We start from the raw sequence: 21617 nt of genomic DNA, 5'->3' as shown, positions 1-21617 counted from the left end.
AACCTCTCCAACCCTGCCGGAATGGCGTATTTAATTGTAGGTACAACAATTGAAGCAGGTGGCACTGGAGGAATAGAGTATGAAGAAGACAGCATTGAATTTGCCCCAGGAATTGATTTCAAGTATTGATATTATGAATACCCTCAATGGTGGAACTAGTGAGCCGTTAGTAAGATTGCAGAAGTTTCCAACCTATCATGAGGTCAAAATTCGGGTACCTGGTATTGACGTAGAGAATATAAAGGTTGAAATTGATAATAATCAGCTGATGATCTATTACCTGATTCCAATCAAATCGAAAGTGAAATCTATCAAGTTTCCAAGGATATTATACAACAAGGAAATTCCCTATTACGTGGATGTTCATAACATTGTCGCCAACGAAGAGGAAACTTCCCTGGTTGTCCATCTGCCTTTCAACGAACTTTCCAATGGGTATCACAGAGATATTTCCCTGACAGGAGAATGATCTAATCGGTAATTGCCTGGTAGGTGAATGTTTTAAATAATTCTCCCGTGTTAACCTGTGTCCCCAGCATGTTGGTGTATATAAGGCCTACAAGTTTTTCACGGGAATCGCCCCAGTATTGCGTGTTAAATGCACCGCCCCAGCGAAAGGATCCAATGGAGGAGATCGATTGATAATCGTTCTTCTCCGTTTCTAATCCAAAACCAAGTCCATATTGTTGTGTCATCGGAGGTTGGATCTGATTCGTCATCATTAATTCAACAGTTTTGCGACTCAGTAGTCTCACGCCATTAAATTCTCCTTTATTGATAAAAAGCTGGAGAAACTTTGCATAGTCTTCAATGGATCCGCTAAGACCTGCGCCACCTGAATAATACTTCCCTGCAAGAGTAGGGTAGTTTACGTTAACACCATCGAATGCAGGTCCAAGGATTTTCTCAACAACTCCGTTCTTTACCTGATAGAGTCCAACGAGACGGGAATGTTTTTCTTTCGGCATGTAGAAGTAAGTGTCATTCATTCCAAGAGGCTTGAAAATTCTTTCACGGAAGAATTGATCCAGTGACATCTTCGAAAGAACTTCTACTAAATACCCAAGTACATCGAGACTAAGGCTATAGGTATATTGTTCTCCGGGATTGCTTTTTAAGGGGAGACCTGCCAGAATTTTCATTTTGTCACCAAGCACCATGTTGTCATTTCCTATTCCACTTGGAACACCGGCCTTTGCATAGATAGCCTTGAACTCCTGACTTCCAATGCCTGCATAATCAATGCCGGAAGTATGTGTCAGAAGTTGACGGATAGTGATCTCGCTTTTTGCAGGAGTTGTGGTATACGTTGTGTCCTTCCAGTTAAGATTCACCAGTACTTTTGGATTCCTGAACTCGGGAATGTACCTGGAGACTGGTTCATCCAACATAAATTTCCCTTCTTCATACAGCATCATCACCGCAAGACTGGTGATGGCTTTGCTTTGGGATGCCATGCGGAATATGTCATCCTTTTTCATTAAAGTTTGTTTCTCAACATCACTGTAACCATATGCTTTGTAAAGAATCACTTTTCCATTTCGTAAAATTAAAACGACAGCACCCGGAATCTGCTTTTTAGCCACCAGTTCGTTGATCCATGGATCTATGCGATTGAGGCGTTCTGCCGACATTCCGTTTTCTGCAGGTTTACCAACGGGAATAGACTGCCCCAAAAGATGGGAGATTGCAAAAGCAAAAAAGATCAGAGTGAATAGATATCTCATGGCGTGGAATTTGGATTCTAATTTAGATTATTTTTATTACACAAATTGTAAACTCTTTCAACATGCATTTCGTGAAAATCTCTGCTATAGTTCTGTTTGCACTCACGAGCACAGGGATTTTTGGACAGCAATCTGTTCCGGTTTTTGCCAATAGGAGAGACTCTGCTGAATATTCATTGGTTGTGGAAGCGATCAATAAAATATTTATTGATCGTCAGGTAAATACCGAGTATGAAAAGTCAACAAAAAAGTTTGATAGCCTTATCCGTGTCGAGCGGGGATTCCGGGATAAGATCATTGGATACCGCATTGCTTATAAACCGCGAAAAGGATTTACTTCTTTAGATGACTTAAAAAACGGAAAAGTCAAACCAGATGAGGTTATACAGCTAAGCATTATGCAGTCTGGAGTTACAACAATCCCCCGGGAAATCTATTCCTGCTCAAACCTCAAGGCACTGGAATTGATTAATACTTCCGTGAAACGTTTGCCCCCCGATTTAAGCAGGCTTAAGCAACTGCAATCCGTTTATCTGTATAATAACAAGTTATCACGAAAGTTGAAGCTTGGCAAAAACCCAAACATCCATCGATTGGTCATTCAGGGTGTAGAGGCAAAAAGTTTACCAAAGAGTTATAAGAACTTTGCTTCCCTTGATTCATTGGAGCTTTCAAGAAATATTGGAATGACTGCCTTTCCCAACATCTCCAGAAATAAAAACCTGGTGAAGTTGAATCTGATTGAAAATAACCTCACTCTTCAGGATATTAAAAAGGGAAATTCATCTCTTCAGGATCTTAATCTTCAAAAGAATAAGATCACTTCTGTATCAGCGGGTATCAGCAAATTTCCTAACCTGAAGAAGCTTGGGCTAAATTATAATAAGATAACTGAGATGCATCCTGCAGTGGGGGAACTTACACGACTTGAATCTATTGGACTTTACCAGAATCAATTGGATCATATCCCAACTGGTATTTTCAAATTAAAGAATCTTCAGATCATTGATCTTTATTACAACTCCCTTACCAAAATTGATTCTCAGATATCAAAGCTTTCCAGCCTTAAAGTATTATACTTGTCCAACAACCAACTCACAGAATTACCTGAGTCAATCGGAAAGCTTTCAAACTTAAAAGAATTATATGCTCATGATAATAAACTGGCTAGTCTGCCTCAATCCCTGAAAAGCTTAAGGGAATTGCGGGTATTGAGAGTTAATAATAATTACCTCACTGCCTTGCCTCCCTCTATTTTTGAATTATCTGAACTGGAGAATCTGGATGTCTCAAGAAACTACATGTATAATTTCCCGTCGCAGCTTGATGGTCTATCTAAACTTCAGATCCTTGGTTTGATAGGAAACCCCTGGGAGAACACGGAGGATGTAAATCGGGTAGCGGAGAATATGCGTGCTAAGGGATTGGTGTGCCTGTATTGAAAATCTCCCTGACACCGGGAATCACATTGAGCGCATTCTCATAATACACCTTCTTCAAAACGGAGTCAGGCAATTCTAATCCATACATTTTCCAGTGCGCGTGGCGCTTGCGATAGTAATCAAAGTACTCGTCACCGCTTTCAAGAACCCTGAAATAAGTATAGTATTCTTCCTTCTTGTAAGTATCCTTTCCAAACAGAACTCTGTTCTGATACCGGATCATAAATTTTCTTGCAGATTTTGGCTGACGACCTAATTCCGCAAGGACGGCCCCAAGTTCCGTGTAGACATTAGGCATCTCGTCAAATAACTTTCCAAGCCGGTCAAGATCGTTACCAAACCATCCGAGGTGAGCATCGATAAATTTTGTTTCAGGATGCCTGCGGAACACGTTGTGCTGCTCGGCCATGATGGTTTCAAACGGAGGGAATTTATCAGCAGACCGATAGCGATCAGGTTCCTGCTTAAGTTCAAGCCACCGTTCATTGTATTTGTCTTTGGGTTTCCAGAAAGATGATGGTTCTCCAGAATGGATTAAGACTGGAATACCCAACGCTCCGCACTTTGCCCAGATCGGATCCAGCCGTGGATCATCAATGGCAATTCTGTTTCCGTTGTTGTCTTTATCTGTTAAGCCAAGTCCTTTGTAAACTTTCAATCCACGTGCACCGAGCTTTACAGCATCCTCCATCATTTGAAGCTGATCGTTTGGCCAGCCTTTGTCATCAAGGTCTTCAAAGTTGATATTCATGAAGACGATGAATCGATTGGGATAATTCTTGTGAACGTTATCAAGCGACCATTCCAGGATCTTTCCACGGAAGCCGCTTAGGTTGACCATCACACCCATGTTGAGAGAATCCATCTCTACAACAAGCTTGTCAAGATTCTGAACGGGCATGATCCATTGATGATTGTGAACATCAATGAATGGAAATTTGGAATGAGTCAATGGATGCTGAGGAACAACCAATGTTGAGATCGGTTCATAATCCTCAACATCCATTACATTATTGCGGTACTGAATTTTTCCAATGAGCCAGTAGGTAGCAACAAGGAATACAAGTATACCCAGTGGAAAAAGTATCCACTTCTTTTTGGAAAAACCAGCCACAATGAAATTATTGAGCGGTGATCGGTACGCTTAACTTCGTTGTATCCCAGAGAACATTCATCATCACACCGGTAGAATCGTTGGCGAAATTGATTGTCAGTTGCTCTGTCTCAGGAGCTGTCTCCACCGGTACATCAATTTTGAGTACGTCTTTTGAATAGTCTGGTTCGTTCACACCGAAGTAAACTCCTAATTCACTATTAAGTGCAATAACAAATGCAGAACTGCCTGGGACTGCATACATACGATATGTTCCTGCGTTAATAGGTTTGCCTCCAAAATTTACATTCTTGCTGAATGTTATTTCAGTAGCAGCGTTTGCACCAAGTCTCCAGTATTTTCCATAAGGCTGTAACGCACCTTGGGATTCTTCACCGAAGATCACACGACCTTTTTTATAAGGCTGGCAATAGACCACTTTGAGGTCAAGTCCATTGCTGCTGAATTCAGTTGTCTTGATTGGACTTTTCTTGGATACGACAAGAACTCCGTAAAGGACCACCCCGATAATGAGGGCCAGTATAACGGATAGACTGATGAGGATGATTTTTTTCATAGTTGGTTAAGTTAGATTGGGTCAGGAATACCAAGGTAATAATTTTCCCGATCCCAAGGGCTAACACAATCTCCAACTATCAGGCAACCTGCTGCATTTGAGCAATCATTTCCCGTTCGCGGGCAGAGAATTCAGTTTCCTTTTTTGCCTGCTGAGCGTTAAGAAATTCTTCCAATGTGTGATAGAAACGTAAGCGATGTTTCCAGATCAGCTTACCGCCAATGGCATGTTTGAAAGAACGTAAATCTGTTCTTCCGTCCAGCCAGTATAAATCGTGTATTGTCTCAATGGAACTGCTATCGATAAATCCAGGCATGACGCGCTGGCTTGAATGTTCTAGTTTCTTCTTGACTTCTTCTCTAAAATCTGACTTCCCTACAATATAAATTGTTTTCCAACTCATTTTCACAATAATCTAATGGCCTCTCTCCTCTGTTCATATTAAAAATTCTGTTCTCCCGGTGAATGGCCATTGATTGTTCTCTTTTAATTTTTCAGGAGGAACAGATATACCTATCAACAATTAATCAGATAGATGCGTTCCATAGTATTACGCATAGAAACGGAATAGGTTGTGATAACCTCAATGAATAAATATTTTCAATAAATGGGTTACCGCGGGGTATCAACCTGATTTTTTTTGAGAATGCTCTCAGCACGAAACAGCATATCCGTTGATTGCAGCAGCTTGTTTTTAAGATCCTGCCGAAGGTCTTTATGACGCATCAGATAATCTCTTACACTTTGAGCCGCTTCCTTAGTCTGATATTCCCCCAATGTAGCATCAAGCCATCCTTTTGGAAAAAAGATATCTCCGGTTTGCTGCATCTCTTCCAGTAGCTCCAGGCTTGGTGCAACATACTTTACAGAATAATTTCCTCTTAAAGGATGGTTGAGATATCGTTGAGCTTCCAGTACCCATGGTTCGTGTGTGCGATTCTCTTTGTGCTTCAGACTTTCAAAAAAATTATCACGAACAGAAGCATCTGCCGATAGTGATGGCATGATAAATTCCATTTCTTTCTTACGATCGGGATTTGAGATCTTCTCCAGTTGCTCGGTGAGTATTGCCTGATGATCTTTTTCCTCACGAACCGCCAGCTCATAGGCAAGAAGAATGTGGTCGCGTTCCGATAGTTCAAGGCCAAGCGTGATCTCATCTTTCCATAATTTTTTGAGATTGGCAACAGCTTCCGGAGAGGTAGCCACATTCCTGTAGCAGTTGAAAAAGATTCTCTTCAGGGAGTTATCTTTTTCAATTGCGATCTGCTCAAAAAGCGTTTCGTCCAGAGTGTGATTGATCATTTCCCTTTGAGGAGAAGTAAGAAGCTGCCAAAAGATAACGCCGATCTTATCCGTCAGATAATCCAGGAGAAGGGGATCTCTTTCGCTCTTCAATGCGATCAGCAATTTCTGAAGGGTCAGCTTTGGATCAAGTTCCCCGTTCAGAACATATTCCCAGACATTCATCCATATCCCTGCTCTTGCTTCAGGATCTTTCAGTGTCTCAACATAAGACAACATATATTGAATGTCTTTCTCGGGTGCACGAAAGTAGCCGTAACCTCTTCCAAGATAGTTGGGGATAACAGTGAAGTCATCTCCATCGGCATTGGCAATCCGCGTAATACTATCGCGCTTTATTTCTACTTCTTTTACAAATCTGATCTTACTGTCTTTGTATTCGACGTTAAAGAACTGCGGCCAGGTAATTCCTGATGAATCATTCACCACTTTCATTTCAACAGTTTTATTGTATGATGATAATGCGTAGGTTATTTCGGGCATGCCTTTCGTTTTTATCCATGCCTTATTCCACACTTCAAGATCTTTGCTGGTATGTTTTTTTAAAACGTTAACAAGATCGTCCCACGTTGCATTCTGATAGGAATAGGTTTTTAAATATTCCTGAAGTCCTTTCTTAAAATCTTCTTCACCCATCAGCGATTCAAGATTCCGCATCATGATAGGTGCCTTTTGATAGATGATTGCTCCATACACACTGCCGGCATTTTTGAGATTATCCAAAGGCTGCTGAATAGGATGCGACCCCTGACTTCTGTCAATCGCATAAGCTGCAGGATAATGTGCCATGAGAAAACGAAGCTCATGATCGATCTGATAAAAGGCAGGGTTAACAATTTTAGCAGCCATGAAATTGGCAAACACTTCCTTAAGCCAGACATCATTGAACCACTTCATGGTGACGAGATTGCCGAACCACATGTGTGCTGTTTCATGCGCTATGAGACTCGCTCTTCCCAATTGCTCATTGATGGAAGCAGAAGGTTCCAGAAATAAACTTCTCTCACGGTAAAAAATACTTCCCGGATGTTCCATGCCCCCAAATTGAAACGCTGGCATCAAAGCAAAATCGAATTTCTCATAGGGATAATCAATGCCCGTGTAATCTTTCAGCCATGCAATTGCTTCACGATGCATCTCGAAGATCTGGGGCAGATTGCGGGAAACTTTAGCCGTATCAGTTTCACGATAATAGATGGTCATGTTGGCTTCGGGATCATATGCCCTGAAGAATTTGCCTGCAGTAAAGGCAAACTGATAGGTGCTCGTAGCGAGTGTATTGCTAAAACTGTATCGTTTTTTATTTGTGGATGAATCGATAGAAAGGACACTGCCGTTGGAGAGTGCATGCCATGTCATCGGAATACTTAGCTCAAGATGATAGATGGCTTTTAAATCAGGCTGATCAAATACCGGGAAGCATGAAGCTGCACGACTTGGAACGAATAAGGTGTATAAGTAATCCGGATTTCTGTTGAGGGCCTTCTCACCTGCGATAAAATCAATATTGATAGCATTCGCATTGTCTTTCAGGAATTTCTTATCGATGAGGATATGCTCGTTTTCAATATTGATCTTTATATCCTGATCATTGACTCTTATTTTCTTAATATTTTCAGGTGATGCGTTAAAGTCAAGCTGAAGAACATCAGATAGTTTGTTTAAATCAAAGCGTATGGTAACCGTTGCAGGTATGCTGTCTTTTTGATTCTCAGGAATATCAAAAAATAATGCATACTGAAGATTGCTGATCGTATTCTTCCTTTCAATGGCAAGCTCAAGGGAAGTGCCAGGGATGATCTCTTTTTTAGGCGAACAGTTGACCAGCAGCAGTACACAGAAAATGATTGAAGATATTTTCATGGATCCCATTTTCATCAGTAATTATTTCAGGTTAACTAATTCTAAAGTCCTTTCACAGACATCCCGCCGTCTACCATTATGTTTTGTCCCGTGATGTAACTAGCCTTATCCATGGCGAGGAAGCTGACGATGCCCGCAACTTCCTGTGGTTGACCAACCCTTGCCATCGGAGTGCGGGCTACAATTTTCTCCAGCCTGTCTGGTTGCGATAAAACTGCTTTAGACAAAGGGGTTTCTATATACCACGGTGATACTGAGTTGACACGAATATTGAACGGTGCCCATTCAGCAGCAAGGTGACGGGACATCTGTACCATCGCCGCCTTGGTCATTCCATAAGGAGTTCCTGATTGCAGGTCGAAGGTTGCGGCAACAGAAGCAATGTTGATGACGCTTGCATTTCCCGACGACTTCAGCAATTCAAAAGCTCCCTGTGTTAAGGCAGTCATGCTGAATAGATTGATCTCGAATATCTTTCTGTATTCATCTTCAGTGTATTCGACAAACTTCTTGCGGATGTTGGTGCCGACATTATTAACAAGTATGTCCAGCGTGCCCCAGTTCTCTTTTACTTTATCAAGAATCTGTTTTCTGAATTCTCCGTCCGTAAGATCACCATCCAGTCTGAAGAGGCGTGCGCTTCCGCGAAGCTTGTTTTCAATATTGGAGGTGTCGCGTGCGATAACAAGTACTTCTGCCCCCAGGTCAAGAAATTCCTGAGCGATTGCCAGACCAATGCCTTTGGTGCCACCCGTAACAAGGGCTTTTTTACCATTGAGATTCCACATAGGATTTGAATGTAAGGAATAAAATTATTCGCTCCCTAGTATTTTACAGCAGTCCAGGGTGTGTTTTTGTATTCCTGGTAAAGAAAGTAAATGAGGCCGATCTGCATAGGGATTGCCACCAGAAAAGTCCATGGAACTTTACTTAAAAAGTAATGTCCAATACCGGGAATACTGGTGGCGAGCAACATGAGGATACTTTTTACAAAGTTGCCGGACTGTGCACGCATGTTGGGTGCCATGGAAAGTGGTAGACGGTGTGTGCTGAATGTGACCATCAGCAGAAGGATCAGAAAATTATTGATCAATCCAAAAGCAAGATCATCGATTGCTCCCGGCCCCCAGATAATCAGCACAGGAACTGTGACGACGACAAAAATTGGAATGAAGAGTTTTACAAAAATTGCCTTTATCATTCCAAGCAGTATCTCTCCCGGCCTTTCAATAGGAGAGGAGTAGTAGATCCAGCTTGATTTAAATTCATCGGTGAACGGTATTTCATTGAATGCCGTTTGAACGATCATGAAGGGAAGATAGATCAGCAGGATGTGATAAGATGTGTTGGGAAGATTGACCCATAAACTGTGCAGGCTTTGCTTTCCGTTAAAAATGAAGATAAACGCGAAAACGAAAATGTATCCAAAGGCAGGATAGATCTTTAGCTTGATCTTGTTGTCGCGACTCAGCATCTTCTGCGTAAGTGAAAAAGCTCCCTGCTCACGTGTACTAGTGCTTATCATGCTGCCAATGGTATCCCAGAAGTTCTTCTTTGATTTTCTTTCGTCTTCAACTTTTGCAACGGGTTGGCTGTTCCCCATCGCGACGATCTTCCTGTTAAAGAAAGGTGTCAGCCAGGTGTTGGTGATATAAATGGATGCAAAGGGAAAGAGCACTGCCAGTAAAAAAAGAGCGACGCGTGGAATATCCAGCATGCCGGTGTGTAACGTTTCCATCGCTGACGACATCCAGAGAGATGGAATCAGGTAGGTCCACCAGTGGATGTCAAAACTTGCATTTTCATAATTCAGGTTCGCGTTCGAGATCATTCTTGCGCCGATCTGGTATCCTCCCATAAAGACGACCGCCATGACGATCTGAAAATAGTTGATGATCGTCTTGAGCTTTTCTTCATTGGCAAACCGCATGATCATGAGATAGATCGCATTGGTAAGAAACACGGCAATTAAAACGGAGAAGACGGTAGCAATGAAAAACGGTATAACAAGCGCAAAGCTGTACTTCAGCGCAACGGCAACAAATGAGAAAAAGGAAAGCGCCAGAGTGAGCTGACCCAGGTATAAGAAAATGTGAGTGAATCGTGCCGCATAAAATGTCCGGCTATCGACGGGCCGGGGAAGGATGATGGTATTATCGCTCGTATCCAGCAGAACGGTTGAGAAATCAGTAATCAGAGTAATGATGATCATCATCATGATGTAAGAGAAGAAGATGATCATCCCCACGATGAATGGCATTGCAGCGATGGCCATGGCGATCATTATCCCAAACAGAAAATACATGATCAACGAAAACAGAAAAGCATTATTTCTTTCCTGTTTGTTCTTGGTCATCCGAATGGTCTGTCTCCTGCCGTCGAGCTTAATCTTGATGGCAATGATCGCACGAAGCTGAGTGTAATCAATTTTAAGAAGACGATATGCGAAAGCAAACCGGTCTAGCATCCAAAGTATGAACCCGTTCATTTGCTTTCCAGTATGTTGATAAACTCACCTGCGGCCGACTCATGTTCATGATTGCCGGTCAATTCTGTAAAGAGCTTCTCAAGCGACCCCTGATTCATTTGTGAATTTAGTTCCGAGTACGTGCCGTTGGCGATCATCTCACCTTTGTTGATGATCATGATCCGGTCAGAGATCTTTTCAACAACATCCATGATGTGCGAACTGTAGAAGATCGTCTTGCCACCTTTCTTCAGCTGACTGATGATCTCTTTTACAAGTATGACGGCATTGGCATCCAGGCCTGATAATGGTTCATCTAAAAAGAGAATAGTGGGGTTATGGATCATCCCTGCGATGAGCAATACCTTCTGACGCATTCCTTTGGAAAAGGTGGTCATGCGTGACTCTTCAAAATTGCTCAGGCCGAATACATGCAGCAGCTCTTTTGATTTTCGGTTGATCAGTTCCGTCTCCAATCCATAGAGCTGTCCCACGAAATCGAGGTACTCGATGGGTGAGAGCGCTTCATACAGGGAAGCATTCTCAGGGATGTATCCGATTCTTCTTTTTATTTCAATGGGCTCCTTTCGAACGTCAAATCCCAATACACTTGCCTCTCCATCGAATTCGGGAATGAGCCCGGCGAGTATTTTAATCGTTGTGCTTTTGCCTGCGCCGTTGGGTCCGATGTATCCGATGATCTCCCCGGATTGAATGGAAAGATTAATATTCTTCAAAACGGGAGAGTCGTACGTCTTGGAGAGGTTGGTGGTGGAGATTACAATAGAAGGAGTCATGTTTCGAAGGTAAGCTTCGTTTTGACTTATTTAAAATCCTTCTTTTAATTTATGTGATTCCCTTTGTTTGCTTTGGAAAAAATGCAGGAACACCCTATAGCACTAAGGCTATATGGCATAGCGGATAGAGGGATAAGAAATAAAGCACTTTTGATTCGGAAATATTTACACGGATGCAGCAAGCTGCGCTAACCAACAGCTTTTGATTGAATTTTTCATTGAAACAAATCCTGTTTTAAAACGAGCAGGTAATAGTTTTTCTCAATGGGAAGATACCCTTGCTCGTAACAATAGTAATAGATCACGCCATCACGGGTCTTATAGGTGGAGGTGTGATAGCGGAAGTCAAAACCTTCCTCTTTCAAACGCGCGGCCGTAACCTTGATCTTCCCCCCGGGATTCAATGAATCAAGGATACGCCTGTTCCTGCGCAATGCATTGTTAACATTCCGGACGTAACTCGTCACATCGCTATTAAGTACATTATGATGGGCACTACGGCACTGATCCGAGCAGAATTTTTTATCCGCCCGACCCTTAAATGCTATGCCGCATTCAAGACATTTTTTCTCCGGCATGAGTTGAAGATAGTAAGTCGTGCAGAATCAGGTAATGATTTTGGTGAATGAAAACCTGATCATTTTATAAGTTTCATTCTATGCGTTTGCAATCGTCTACAAACGAAAATAAACGGTTAACATACGACAGTCTTTTTATGCTTTGGTCACCTTCGTTGCATGTTCAACTAAAAACAAACTATTATGAAAAGTTTACGCAACTCAGTTCATCTCATTGGCCGCCTGGGCAAGGACCCGGAAGTGAAGGTCTTTGAAAAATCAAAGAAGGCTACTTTCTCAATTGCCACCACGGATGTCTACAAAAATCTCAAAGGAGAGAAGGTGGAAGATACCCAATGGCACAATGTGGTGATCTGGGGCAAGCTCGCCGAAGCAGCAGGTAAGTATCTCAAGAAAGGTAACGAGGTATGCATCGAGGGAAAGCTCGTTCATCGTGCATATGATTCTACAAAGGGAGAGAAGAAGTATTTCACCGAGATCAGTGCTAATGATTTCCTGATGCTCGGATCCAAAACACCGGCATAAAAGTATAATAACCCACGGCCAACACCGTGGGTTACTATTATTAAAACGTATACCTCAAAGACGTTCCGAAGGTGAACTTCTTAAAGTCATCCGTCAGATAAAACTCAGGCACAATCGTAAACCTCTTTTGTTCAAGCTGATGTGAGATAAAGAACTTCATCGTATTGCCCTGAAAAATATCTCCGTTATTGCGGTCAAGAAATCCTACTCCCAATCCAGTCCAGGAAACTCCTTTTGGATTGAAATTGAATTCCACGCTGGTTGACAAAAACCTGTTAACATTGATCTGATACCCTTCCGTTTGCTTTTGAGCAAAGAACAGATAGTCTGCCATTAAGGATATCTTGATCCTTGGCCGGGTAAACCTGTCATTGAATATAAGACCCACAGATGGTGAAAGCTGGGGATAAAGCATATTATTATAAAGTCCGATGCCGGCACCTAACGTGAGGAATACTTTATCTCCCGGATATTTCTTTGCAAAACTGCTTTGATCAAGCTTGTTGTCTTTAAAGATCGCTCTGGACCGGATGCTGCGCTTTCCAAGATGTTTGAAGTCAGCTTCCGTAACGATCTTATCTGAAAGCTCCCTGAAGTCAAGACCACCAACGCTTGCCATTGATTGAAAGCTGTCGGAGTAAATTCCTACTTTATATTCCTTTGCTGAGATCGTTAATTCCCATCCCGGCGGAAGCAGCTCAATGATCTCTTTTTCTTTCACCGTGATCTTTGTCTTTGGCTGCTCTATTTTATTCACCGTGATCATCATCTTTTCTCCCACTGGCTTATAGGTATGCGACGTACCAACACTCAGTATCTCTTTTTCTCCGGCAGGAACCATCCTCACTTCAATATGATAAGGACCGGTCTCAGCAAAATTCTCCGGATTGCTTTTCCTGACATATTCAGTTATCTCTTTCAGGAATGTTGGAAAATCCTGAATGAACGTCGGGGAATTCTTCATCTCCCTCATCTCGATCACAATCACCGTCTTTTGTTCCGGCAATTCTATCCGGACAGAATCCGGGTAATAATTGATCCGGCTTTGACCGACCACTGAATAACCAGCAGCACAAATCATTAATAGAATAATATATTTCATAAATGTTTTTTAGCGTTTAATTTTTCCTTGAAAGGATTGCAATCGGTTCTGGCTTTATCGGCGCAGGTTCAAAATCCTCTTCCGTTCTGAACAACCGGATCTTTATCTTCTTATCCTGATGGGCATCCGTTGTAAAATCACCACCGCCAATGATGGGCTGTACTCCATGATGCGTCGCAACCACGTCGGTTTTAGTGATCACCTCAACTGGAATTTCTTCCTTTTGTTTTTCAGCAACCAGCACTTCCGTTGAGTCGATCTTTTTCTCTTCCTGCTTTTCCGGTTCTGCCTGTTTGATGATGGACTTTCTCACAACTGAATTCTTTGGTCTTTCAACAATCGGCTCTGCTGCTTTCTGTTGAACTACTGACTCAATACAATTTGTCATATCCGCCATCAACACCTGGTTCTTTGATTGAATTGCCTTTGTCTGCTCAATAGCCAATTCAATATTCTTCAGCTCAAGATCTAGCTGCTTCTGCTTCGTCAGTTCACTTCCGAAAAAGACAAGACAAAGTCCCAGCACAACGGAAGCAGCAGCATAATAGATCACGAACGGTTTCCGGCGCGACTTACCTGAAATCTTTGACCACACCATCTCCTGATCCCAGCTTCCCGGATTCTGATCTGCTTCATTCACTTTCTGCCGGATGATCTTTTCGAATTCATGTTCCATAATGAAACCCCTCCTGTGTTAATAGTTTTTTCAACAATGCCTTTGCTTTGAATAATTGAGATCGTGATGTGCTTTCTGTGATCTTCAAAGACTCCGCGATCTCCTGGTGACTGTAACCTTCCACTACCGACAAGTTGAAAACCGTACGATAGCCTGTTGGTAATTCGGTTATAAAACGATAGATGTCTTCTGCTTCCAGCTGACTGAACTGATCCATGGATGGTTCAGGTGTTGTTTCATCCAATGTTTCTGTCAGATGAAAATTATGTCTGCGCCGCAACCACATCAGTGATTCATTGATCATAATCCTCTTCATCCATCCATTCAGGCTGCCGGCGCCTTCATAGCGAAAGGTTGAAACATGCTGGTAGATCTTTGTGAAGCCGCTGATCATGACGTCCTCACTGTCTGCCTGACTTTTGATGTACCGGAAGCAGATCCGGAACATATAATTCCCGTAGAGAGTGAAGAGTGCCTCCTGAGCTTTTTTGTCGCCTTGCTGGCACTTTCTTACGAGGTCAATTTCCTGCAAACGTTCTTATTTACCGTGTTATGCTGTTAAAATGCAAAATGGGTGAGCTCCGTTGCCTGATCGATTGAAAAATGCCTTAAAAAGTTGTCGGAAATCAAAATAATTAGTCTGCCGTTCATAGACTTGGCTGGTTCGTCAGCCCCTTTTTATATTAGCTTTGTCGCCAATGAATTTTGCTTTTCCTCAGTTTCTGTGGGCCCTTGCTGCGCTGTCGATCCCAATCATCATTCATCTTTTTAATTTCAGAAAGACCACCCGCGTATTCTTTTCAAACACCAGATTTCTCCGCCAGGTACGTCAGGAAACAACCCATAAGCGGAAGCTCAAGCAATACCTCATCCTCGCTTCGCGCTTGTTATTTCTTTTCTTCCTCGTCATAGCTTTTGCCCAGCCTTTCCTTCCCGCCAAAGAGCAGATCACTGCCGGCCGTGAAGTGACATTATATATAGACAACTCCTACAGCATGTTGTCTTTAGTAGGAGAGAAGACCCGCGCACTGGATGCAAGCCTGCGATTCAGTCAGGAAGTGGTGTCCTTGTTTTCTCCGGATACCCGGTACAAGCTTTTGACCAACGACTTTGCTCCATTCTCAAATTCATACAAGACTAAAACAGAGATACTGGATCTGCTGGCACAGATAAGATTGTCTCCTGTATCACGCTCATTCAATGAGATCAGTCAACGCATTGGAACCCAGCGTCAGGATATTTTCTGGCTATCGGATTTTCAGAAGTCAACACTGGGAAATGTTAACGCTTCTTCCATTGATAGCCTGCAATCCTTACGACTTGTTCCTATTGCTTTGGAAGATGCCGCCAACGTTTTGGTAGACTCCGCCTATCTCGAAGATCCATTCGTGGTAGGTGGTCAGCGCAATGCATTGAATATCCGCTTGAGAAATATCGGAACAAAAGTTCGCGAAGGACTGGTGTTGAAACTTACCGTGAATGATATTCAATCGGGCACCGCTTCCGTAAATCTTGAAGCCAATGCCTCTGCGATTGCAAAGTTTGATCTCACCCAGGGACTGAAGGGCTGGAACAAAGCCGTCATCAGCTTCACGGATTTTCCTGTAAGCTTTGACAATGAATTCTACCTGACGCTGAATTTCTCAGATAAGATAAAAGTGGTGGAGGTAAGAAAGAATAATTCATTCATAGAGAAAGTCTTTGGCAACACTGCATTGTTTCACTACCGGTCTTTTGAACCAGGCAATGTTGATCTGGCCGTACTCTCACAGGCTGATCTCGTTATCCTGAATAATATAGATCAGCCTGACGGATCGTTGATCAGTGCTGTGCGTGAACATCAGATGGGTGCCGGCACTCTCCTTATTATTCCTTCTGCAAAAAGTGATCTTACGACCTATCGTTCATTGATCAACGGATTGAATCTTGTAAAAAGCGAATCAAAAGAATTAACAGAACTGGACAAGCCTGAATTCCAGGATCCGTTCTTTGAAAATGTTTTTGAAGAGAGAACTCCTGCCATGGGAATGCCAGCAGCAAAGCCTGTATTGGAATGGGGCAATGATCGTTCTTCCTTGCTGAAGTTTAAAGATGGAAAGCCTTTCCTGTCCAGAGTTAAAAATATTTTCCTGCTGGCATCTCCCCTGGATCCTGAATTCTCCGATTTCCAAAGTCATGGCTTGTTTGTTCCTGTGATGTATCGCATTGCTGCTTCCGGACATCAGGTAAGTCAGAAACCATATTACATGCTTTCCGAAAATACGATCACACTGAAAGCGGATAGCCTGACAGGTGAATCACCAGTAAAGCTGATGGGCAAACAGGAAATCGTGCCAACACAAAGAAAGAATGGTGATCAGATCGCGTTGGAGATTCCTAAATTCTCAATCGATCCGGGCTTCTATTTTGCCAAAGCAGATCAGGATACCCTGGGGCTGGTTGCCTTTAACCTTGACAAAAAGGAATCATTGCTGGAGCAATGGAATGGTGAAGAAGTAAAATCAATGCTGGGAGGAGGAAAAAACATTTCTTTATTTGATTCGGCAGGCACCAGTTCTTTCAGCAACGAAATAAAAGAGAGATATTTGGGCACTGCTTTGTGGAAACTGGCGCTGATTCTGGCACTTTTCTTCCTTTTGGCAGAAGTACTGCTCATTCGTTTTCTAAAATAACCCCTGATTAGAACCCTGGAATGAAAATACTGATCCAATCTACCACCATCCTCGATTCAAATTCCCCATTCCATAAAAAGAAAAAAAATGTTCTGATTCAGAACGGTCGTATCACAGAGATCGGCGACAAGAATTTTTCAGCCGACAAAGTCATCGATGCGAAGAACATGATCCTGTCCATCGGCTGGTTTGACCTCGGTGCATATGTTGGAGATCCCGGCTGCGAACAAAGAGAAGATATCAATTCACTGATGAAGGCCGCCGCTGCCGGTGGATTTACAGAAGTGGCGGTGCTTCCCAATACAACACCTCCCATTCAGACAAAGAATGACGTTAGCTACCTGACGAACAGTAATGACTCACGACTGGTGCAGATCCATGCTTTAGCTTCTGTCACACGTAATAACAAAGGAGAAGAGCTCACCGAAATGATCGACCTCCATGAAGCAGGAGCCATCGCATTTACTGATGGATTGAAGTCGATCTGGCATACGGATATTTTCATGAAGTCTCTTCAATACTTACAGAAGTTCAACGGATTGCTGATCGATCACCCGGAAGATATCTGGCTCAACCTGTTTGGTCAGATGCACGAAGGACTTAACAGCACACGCCTTGGATTAAAAGGAATGCCCCGCATTGCAGAGGAGCTTCCACTGAGCAGAAACATCGAGCTATTGCAATATGCAGGAGGCAGAGTTCACTTTTCAAGATTGTCTACCGCGAAGAGTATTGACCTGGTTCGTTCCGCAAAGAAGAAAGGCTTGTCGGTAAGCTGTGATATCACGTCTTATCAGCCGTTGATGGATGATGGTATGCTGGAAGATTTTGACACTTATTATAAAGTGAATCCTCCACTGCGTGAAAAAGCTGATAAAGATGCATTGATAAAAGGATTGAACGACGGAACTATCGACGTGCTTTGCTCCGGTCACCTTCCACAGGATGATGAGAGCAAGGATCTTGAATTTGATCATGCGGATTTCGGAATCACCAACCTTCAGACATTCGGTTCGAATCTTGAGTCATTGTCTGAATCGGTTGCCTGGGCAGACCTGATAGAGAAAGTAACAACAGCACCAAGAGCGTTGCTGGGAATTGAAGTTCCGGTGATTGATGTGGATCAGAAGGCCAACCTTACACTGTTTGACCCGGCATGCGAATGGACGTTGGATGCAAAAACCAATTTCTCGAAATCCAAAAACTCTCCATGGTACGGAAAGAAAGTAAAAGGCAAAGTGATTGCCGTATTCAATAACTCCAAGAACTGGTTAGATGTTCAGTAAGATCATTAGCTCTCCCATGGTGAAAGTGTCGGCACGCTACGGAGCGATTGCCGGCGTGTTGTGCATTATTTTCCTGGTGACATTCTTTTATATGGGAAGAAGTCCTTTTCTCATCAATCCCTATCTCGATTTTCGTGTTCCTTTATTTGCACTGCTGATCTTCTTCTCTTTGAAAGAAGTAAGAGACTATTATAATGGTGGTATACTTTATATGTGGCAGGGGATGGGTACAAGCATGTTGTTTGTGGCGTTTGCAGCATTGATTGCAGCGCTCGGAATTGTCATCTTCGGCACTATTCAACCCCAGTTTCTGGCGGATTATGTGACAGAATTCACAAAGCAGATCAGGGAATTACCTGCCGATCGGGTAGAACAAATCGGAAAAGAAACCCTTGATCGCAGTTTAAACGCACTTCCCAAGACAACCATCGGCGATTTAGCCAGCCTTTATGTGTGGCAAAGCTTTGTCATGGGCTTTTTTATAAGCGTAATAATCTCTGTAATTTTAAGACGTCAACCAAAACCCCAATAAGAATGGAAGAAACTACCGAACAACCCACCACCCTCCTGAAGCATGCCATTAAATGGGGTGCCATTTGTGGAGGTATCAGCATATTCCTTTCAATCATGCTTTATGTGATTGATTATACTCTCATGGTTCAGCTGAAATTTCTCTTATTATTCCTGGCAATCTATCTGGGAGTAACGATCTATGCAGGCATTGATTACAGAGGAACTCAGGGTCGTTTTCTTCCCTATGGAAAAGCTTTTCAGCATGGATTTATCCTCCTCGCTTTTTCAGGTCTGATAGCAACCATCTGGAACTTCCTGTTGTATAATGTGATCGATACAGAGCTTCCACAAAAGCTTATGGAAGCGACCATGGAAAATACACGCGCTATGATGGAGAACTTCGGTGCTCCTGCCGATAGTATTGATGCAGAGCTTGCAAAAGCAGAAGAACGTACAAAAGGACAATTCACTCCTGCGGGACAGGCATTGGGCTTTGTGTACATCACTATCTTCTCAGCAGTCATGGCATTGATCTCAGCCATCTTTGTAAAGAGAAATGAGCCTGTTGAAGAAATGTAAGAATGGAAGAACCAACACAGGTAACTGTTAGTAAAAGATCTATAGGAGCGATGTTCGGATTATATTCCGGCATCGCTTCTGTTGTTATATTTTTTGTCCTGCATTTCCTGGGAAATAACCCTTTCGGGAATGCCCGCTTCATCGGTACCGTTGTCACCATTGTATTGATGGTGCTGGCTCATAAAAAATTCAAAGACTCCGGTGATGGATTCATGTCCTTTGGTGAAGGATTTGAAATAGGATTCTGGATGGTCCTGGTTTCGACCACCATTTCAACTTTAATTCCTTACCTCTATGTGACTTATGTTGATTATGCCCCCATGACAATGTTTCTGGATGATCAGCTTTTTCAGATGCAGGAAAAAGGTACTCCCGATGAGACCATTGAAATGGCTCAGACGTGGACAAAGAAATTGTTCTGGGTGTTTGCAGGCATCGGAGGTTTGATTGGTGGGGTCGTCATCTCACTGCTGGTTTCCATCTTTACTCAGAAGAGAAGCGCAGCCAGCGAGTTTAATTGAAATTATCTTGGATATATCGGTCATCATTCCTGCTAAAGACGAAGAAGAATCAATACCTGAATTGAGTCAGTGGATAAGCCGTGTGATGGAGTCGCATGGCTTTTCTTATGAAGTCATCTTTGTAGATGATGGTAGTGAAGACGGCACCTGGGAACAGATAAAGAAAGCAAGCAGGACCAATTCCTCTTTCAAAGGGATCCGCTTCAACCGGAACTTCGGTAAATCTGCCGCACTTCACACTGCCTTCAAAGTTGCCTATGGAGATGTGGTCATCACCATGGATTCCGATCTTCAGGATAGTCCCGATGAAATACCTGCGCTCTATAAAATGATCAAGCAGGATGGCTTTCAACTGGTATCAGGATGGAAAAAGAAACGTCATGACCCGATCGGAAAAACAATCCCATCCAAGTTCTTCAATTTCATTACCCGGAAGATATCCGGCATCAACCTTCACGACTTCAACTGTGGACTCAAGGCTTACAGCAATGTCGTGGTGAAGAACATAACCGTCTACGGTGAAATGCACCGTTACATTCCGGTCCTCGCCAAGTGGGCAGGCTTTAAGAAGATCGGTGAAAAAGTTGTTGAGCATCATGAACGTAAATACGGTCACAGCAAGTTTGGACTCGAACGCTTTATGCGCGGCTTCCTCGATCTGCTATCCATAACGTTCATTGGAAGATTTGCAAAACGACCCATGCACTTCTTTGGCTTCTGGGGATCAGTATCTTTCCTCATCGGAGCTTTCTTTACTGTTAAGATCCTGTGGGATAAATTTGATTCTGTCTTTATATCAAAGATCCCCCTCAAACGTGACGTTGCCGAACAGCCGATCTTTTATCTGGCACTGGTAGCGTTGATTCTGGGTACGCAGCTGTTTTTAACAGGCTTTATTGCTGAATTGATCGCCCGTCAATCAATCTCCAAAAAGGATTATCTTGTAATAGAAAAGACTGGCATGGAACAATGGCCAACTGTATCTGGCTTCAGAGTGCCCACCAGCCAAAGCGAGACTTCTAAATAATTCTTTTTACTAAGCTGGACTTAAGGCCAGTGATAATGTATGTCAACCGGAATAATTTCCTGTGTTGTAGTCGACGACGATCAGGTTTCCCTGCATGTAGTGGAGAAGCTGATCGCTCAAACTCCATCGTTAAAGCTTGAAAGTTCTTTTACCAATCCTATCGAGGCAACCCATTACCTGCGCGAGCATCCGGTAGATGTGATCTTCCTTGATATCGAAATGCCGCAGTTGAACGGCTTCGAGATGATCTCCCTGCTCGACTATACTCCCGCCATCATCATCATGACCGCCAAGAAGGAATATGCCCTTCAGGCTTTTGATTATGAGGTCCATGATTTTTTAATGAAACCCATCACCGACTATTCAAGATTCCTCAAAGCAGTGAATGGCCTTCATAAGATCGATCAAAGAACAGGCGACAGCGATCCCTGGAATTTCTTTGTCAAGTCTGACTCATTGCTCCACAATATCCTTATCGACGATATTCTATTCATCGAGGCATTCGGTGACTATGTAAAGATCCATACCGTCCAGAAGGTATTGATGGTCCTTTCTACCCTGAAAGCGATTGAAAGCAAAGTTCCCCCCGACAGATTTGTAAGGGTTCATCGATCGTACATCATCAATGTAAAGCGCATTGAAAACATCGACCCCAATAATCTCCAGATCGGAAATAAGGTGATCCCTGTGAGTCCCAATTTCAGGGAAAACCTGCTGAAAAAGATCAACCTTCTGTAAGTCGGAATACCGCCTTCATCCACATGCCCTGTCAGGTCTGAAATCGACGATTAGGGGTATATATTGCCTTTTACCCATTTAAACCACGATCTGCCTCATCGTTCCCCACCCATTTTCCATCGGTAAAAT

General features: G+C 42.8%; 22 protein-coding genes. 10 read left to right on the top strand and 12 right to left on the bottom strand.

Translation table 11 applies throughout. The annotated features are described in order from the left end of the window. The first annotated feature begins 133 nt into the window (after nucleotides 1–133). Nucleotides 134–469: a hypothetical protein gene (locus HOP08_05985; protein NOT74460.1), complete on the top strand. Its 336-nt coding sequence runs from the start codon at nucleotides 134–136 to the stop codon at nucleotides 467–469. Between the two features lies 1 nt (nucleotide 470). On the opposite strand, the gene HOP08_05980 is transcribed toward HOP08_05985, so the two are convergent. Next, nucleotides 471–1727 carry a beta-lactamase family protein gene (locus HOP08_05980; protein NOT74459.1) on the bottom strand — a complete coding sequence of 419 codons (1257 nt, stop codon included), beginning with the start codon at nucleotides 1725–1727 and terminating at the stop codon, nucleotides 471–473. Nucleotides 1728–1789: 62 nt separating this feature from the next. Between HOP08_05980 and HOP08_05975 the strand changes: the two genes are divergently transcribed. Continuing rightward, complete coding sequence (locus HOP08_05975) at nucleotides 1790–3169, top strand: hypothetical protein (GenBank protein NOT74458.1); 1380 nt, start codon at nucleotides 1790–1792, stop codon at nucleotides 3167–3169. Here the strand turns inward: HOP08_05975 and HOP08_05970 are convergent. The 8 genes from HOP08_05970 to HOP08_05935 form a co-directional block, all read right to left on the bottom strand. After that, nucleotides 3144–4175, bottom strand: coding sequence for an amidohydrolase family protein (locus tag HOP08_05970; protein NOT74457.1), 1032 nt, complete (start codon nucleotides 4173–4175; stop codon nucleotides 3144–3146). The genes HOP08_05975 and HOP08_05970 overlap by 26 nt on opposite strands. Before the next feature lie 115 nt (nucleotides 4176–4290). Continuing rightward, a complete protein-coding gene (locus HOP08_05965; protein NOT74456.1) occupies nucleotides 4291–4839 on the bottom strand; it encodes a DUF2911 domain-containing protein in 549 nt (182 codons plus the stop codon). Between the two features lie 79 nt (nucleotides 4840–4918). Beyond that, nucleotides 4919–5242, bottom strand: a complete 324-nt coding sequence (locus HOP08_05960; protein ID NOT74455.1) for a hypothetical protein — start codon at nucleotides 5240–5242, stop codon at nucleotides 4919–4921. Between the two features lie 209 nt (nucleotides 5243–5451). Then, nucleotides 5452–8007: a peptidase M1 gene (locus tag HOP08_05955; GenBank protein NOT74454.1), complete on the bottom strand. Its 2556-nt coding sequence runs from the start codon at nucleotides 8005–8007 to the stop codon at nucleotides 5452–5454. Nucleotides 8008–8048: 41 nt separating this feature from the next. Continuing rightward, nucleotides 8049–8795, bottom strand: a complete 747-nt coding sequence (locus HOP08_05950; GenBank protein ID NOT74453.1) for an SDR family oxidoreductase — start codon at nucleotides 8793–8795, stop codon at nucleotides 8049–8051. 35 nt (nucleotides 8796–8830) lie between these two features. Then, on the bottom strand, nucleotides 8831–10495 hold the full coding sequence (locus HOP08_05945) for a hypothetical protein (protein ID NOT74452.1): 1665 nt from the start codon (nucleotides 10493–10495) through the stop codon (nucleotides 8831–8833). Next, the gene (locus HOP08_05940) at nucleotides 10492–11271 is read right to left on the bottom strand and encodes an ABC transporter ATP-binding protein (protein ID NOT74451.1); all 780 of its coding nucleotides are present in this window, start codon (nucleotides 11269–11271) and stop codon (nucleotides 10492–10494) included. The genes HOP08_05945 and HOP08_05940 overlap by 4 nt, the downstream gene beginning before the upstream one ends. Nucleotides 11272–11486: 215 nt before the next feature. Continuing rightward, complete coding sequence (locus HOP08_05935; GenBank protein ID NOT74450.1) at nucleotides 11487–11849, bottom strand: hypothetical protein; 363 nt, start codon at nucleotides 11847–11849, stop codon at nucleotides 11487–11489. Between the two features lie 183 nt (nucleotides 11850–12032). Between HOP08_05935 and ssb the strand changes: the two genes are divergently transcribed. Beyond that, nucleotides 12033–12374 (top strand): single-stranded DNA-binding protein, encoded by a 342-nt coding sequence (gene ssb, locus HOP08_05930; GenBank protein NOT74449.1) that lies wholly within the window; start codon nucleotides 12033–12035, stop codon nucleotides 12372–12374. 40 nt (nucleotides 12375–12414) lie between these two features. Here the strand turns inward: ssb and HOP08_05925 are convergent, their stop codons facing one another. Genes HOP08_05925 through HOP08_05915 form a run of 3 tightly spaced genes read right to left on the bottom strand, consistent with a single transcriptional unit; the run spans nucleotide 12415 to nucleotide 14684 of the window. Then, nucleotides 12415–13476, bottom strand: a complete 1062-nt coding sequence (locus HOP08_05925; protein ID NOT74448.1) for a hypothetical protein — start codon at nucleotides 13474–13476, stop codon at nucleotides 12415–12417. 16 nt (nucleotides 13477–13492) lie between these two features. Beyond that, complete coding sequence (locus tag HOP08_05920; protein ID NOT74447.1) at nucleotides 13493–14152, bottom strand: hypothetical protein; 660 nt, start codon at nucleotides 14150–14152, stop codon at nucleotides 13493–13495. Then, a complete protein-coding gene (locus tag HOP08_05915) occupies nucleotides 14142–14684 on the bottom strand; it encodes a sigma-70 family RNA polymerase sigma factor (GenBank protein NOT74446.1) in 543 nt (180 codons plus the stop codon). Before HOP08_05915 ends, HOP08_05920 begins: the two co-directional genes overlap by 11 nt. A gap of 166 nt (nucleotides 14685–14850) precedes the next feature. Between HOP08_05915 and HOP08_05910 the strand changes: the two genes are divergently transcribed. Genes HOP08_05910 through HOP08_05880 form a run of 7 tightly spaced genes read left to right on the top strand, consistent with a single transcriptional unit; the run spans nucleotide 14851 to nucleotide 21488 of the window. Continuing rightward, on the top strand, nucleotides 14851–16824 hold the full coding sequence (locus HOP08_05910) for a hypothetical protein (GenBank protein ID NOT74445.1): 1974 nt from the start codon (nucleotides 14851–14853) through the stop codon (nucleotides 16822–16824). Between the two features lie 20 nt (nucleotides 16825–16844). Then, nucleotides 16845–18110 carry a dihydroorotase gene (pyrC, locus tag HOP08_05905; GenBank protein NOT74444.1) on the top strand — a complete coding sequence of 422 codons (1266 nt, stop codon included), beginning with the start codon at nucleotides 16845–16847 and terminating at the stop codon, nucleotides 18108–18110. Beyond that, nucleotides 18100–18642 carry a DUF4199 domain-containing protein gene (locus HOP08_05900; protein NOT74443.1) on the top strand — a complete coding sequence of 181 codons (543 nt, stop codon included), beginning with the start codon at nucleotides 18100–18102 and terminating at the stop codon, nucleotides 18640–18642. The genes pyrC and HOP08_05900 overlap by 11 nt, the downstream gene beginning before the upstream one ends. A 2-nt stretch (nucleotides 18643–18644) precedes the next feature. Next, nucleotides 18645–19202: a DUF4199 domain-containing protein gene (locus HOP08_05895; protein ID NOT74442.1), complete on the top strand. Its 558-nt coding sequence runs from the start codon at nucleotides 18645–18647 to the stop codon at nucleotides 19200–19202. Nucleotides 19203–19204: 2 nt separating this feature from the next. Continuing rightward, the gene (locus HOP08_05890) at nucleotides 19205–19723 is read left to right on the top strand and encodes a DUF4199 domain-containing protein (GenBank protein ID NOT74441.1); all 519 of its coding nucleotides are present in this window, start codon (nucleotides 19205–19207) and stop codon (nucleotides 19721–19723) included. A gap of 4 nt (nucleotides 19724–19727) precedes the next feature. Beyond that, nucleotides 19728–20750: a glycosyltransferase family 2 protein gene (locus HOP08_05885; protein ID NOT74440.1), complete on the top strand. Its 1023-nt coding sequence runs from the start codon at nucleotides 19728–19730 to the stop codon at nucleotides 20748–20750. Between the two features lie 39 nt (nucleotides 20751–20789). Then, complete coding sequence (locus HOP08_05880) at nucleotides 20790–21488, top strand: response regulator transcription factor (GenBank protein ID NOT74439.1); 699 nt, start codon at nucleotides 20790–20792, stop codon at nucleotides 21486–21488. The last annotated feature ends 129 nt before the right edge of the window (nucleotides 21489–21617 follow it).

The organism is Cyclobacteriaceae bacterium, from assembly GCA_013141055.1.
GTDB lineage: Bacteria > Bacteroidota > Bacteroidia > Cytophagales > Cyclobacteriaceae > ELB16-189.
This window is presented reverse-complemented; position numbering and strand designations above follow the sequence as displayed.

What these genes read in the sequence shown, in the direction of transcription:
- HOP08_05985 (NOT74460.1), top strand. Translation starts at nt 134, where the DNA reads ATGAATACCCTCAATGGTGGAACTAGTGAGCCGTTAGTAAGATTGCAG.
- HOP08_05980 (NOT74459.1), bottom strand. Translation starts at nt 1,727, where the DNA reads ATGAGATATCTATTCACTCTGATCTTTTTTGCTTTTGCAATCTCCCAT.
- HOP08_05975 (NOT74458.1), top strand. Translation starts at nt 1,790, where the DNA reads ATGCATTTCGTGAAAATCTCTGCTATAGTTCTGTTTGCACTCACGAGC.
- HOP08_05970 (NOT74457.1), bottom strand. Translation starts at nt 4,175, where the DNA reads ATGGATGTTGAGGATTATGAACCGATCTCAACATTGGTTGTTCCTCAG.
- HOP08_05965 (NOT74456.1), bottom strand. Translation starts at nt 4,839, where the DNA reads ATGAAAAAAATCATCCTCATCAGTCTATCCGTTATACTGGCCCTCATT.
- HOP08_05960 (NOT74455.1), bottom strand. Translation starts at nt 5,242, where the DNA reads ATGAGTTGGAAAACAATTTATATTGTAGGGAAGTCAGATTTTAGAGAA.
- HOP08_05955 (NOT74454.1), bottom strand. Translation starts at nt 8,007, where the DNA reads ATGAAAATATCTTCAATCATTTTCTGTGTACTGCTGCTGGTCAACTGT.
- HOP08_05950 (NOT74453.1), bottom strand. Translation starts at nt 8,795, where the DNA reads ATGTGGAATCTCAATGGTAAAAAAGCCCTTGTTACGGGTGGCACCAAA.
- HOP08_05945 (NOT74452.1), bottom strand. Translation starts at nt 10,495, where the DNA reads ATGAACGGGTTCATACTTTGGATGCTAGACCGGTTTGCTTTCGCATAT.
- HOP08_05940 (NOT74451.1), bottom strand. Translation starts at nt 11,271, where the DNA reads ATGACTCCTTCTATTGTAATCTCCACCACCAACCTCTCCAAGACGTAC.
- HOP08_05935 (NOT74450.1), bottom strand. Translation starts at nt 11,849, where the DNA reads ATGCCGGAGAAAAAATGTCTTGAATGCGGCATAGCATTTAAGGGTCGG.
- ssb (NOT74449.1), top strand. Translation starts at nt 12,033, where the DNA reads ATGAAAAGTTTACGCAACTCAGTTCATCTCATTGGCCGCCTGGGCAAG.
- HOP08_05925 (NOT74448.1), bottom strand. Translation starts at nt 13,476, where the DNA reads ATGAAATATATTATTCTATTAATGATTTGTGCTGCTGGTTATTCAGTG.
- HOP08_05920 (NOT74447.1), bottom strand. Translation starts at nt 14,152, where the DNA reads ATGGAACATGAATTCGAAAAGATCATCCGGCAGAAAGTGAATGAAGCA.
- HOP08_05910 (NOT74445.1), top strand. Translation starts at nt 14,851, where the DNA reads ATGAATTTTGCTTTTCCTCAGTTTCTGTGGGCCCTTGCTGCGCTGTCG.
- pyrC (NOT74444.1), top strand. Translation starts at nt 16,845, where the DNA reads ATGAAAATACTGATCCAATCTACCACCATCCTCGATTCAAATTCCCCA.
- HOP08_05900 (NOT74443.1), top strand. Translation starts at nt 18,100, where the DNA reads ATGTTCAGTAAGATCATTAGCTCTCCCATGGTGAAAGTGTCGGCACGC.
- HOP08_05895 (NOT74442.1), top strand. Translation starts at nt 18,645, where the DNA reads ATGGAAGAAACTACCGAACAACCCACCACCCTCCTGAAGCATGCCATT.
- HOP08_05890 (NOT74441.1), top strand. Translation starts at nt 19,205, where the DNA reads ATGGAAGAACCAACACAGGTAACTGTTAGTAAAAGATCTATAGGAGCG.
- HOP08_05880 (NOT74439.1), top strand. Translation starts at nt 20,790, where the DNA reads ATGTCAACCGGAATAATTTCCTGTGTTGTAGTCGACGACGATCAGGTT.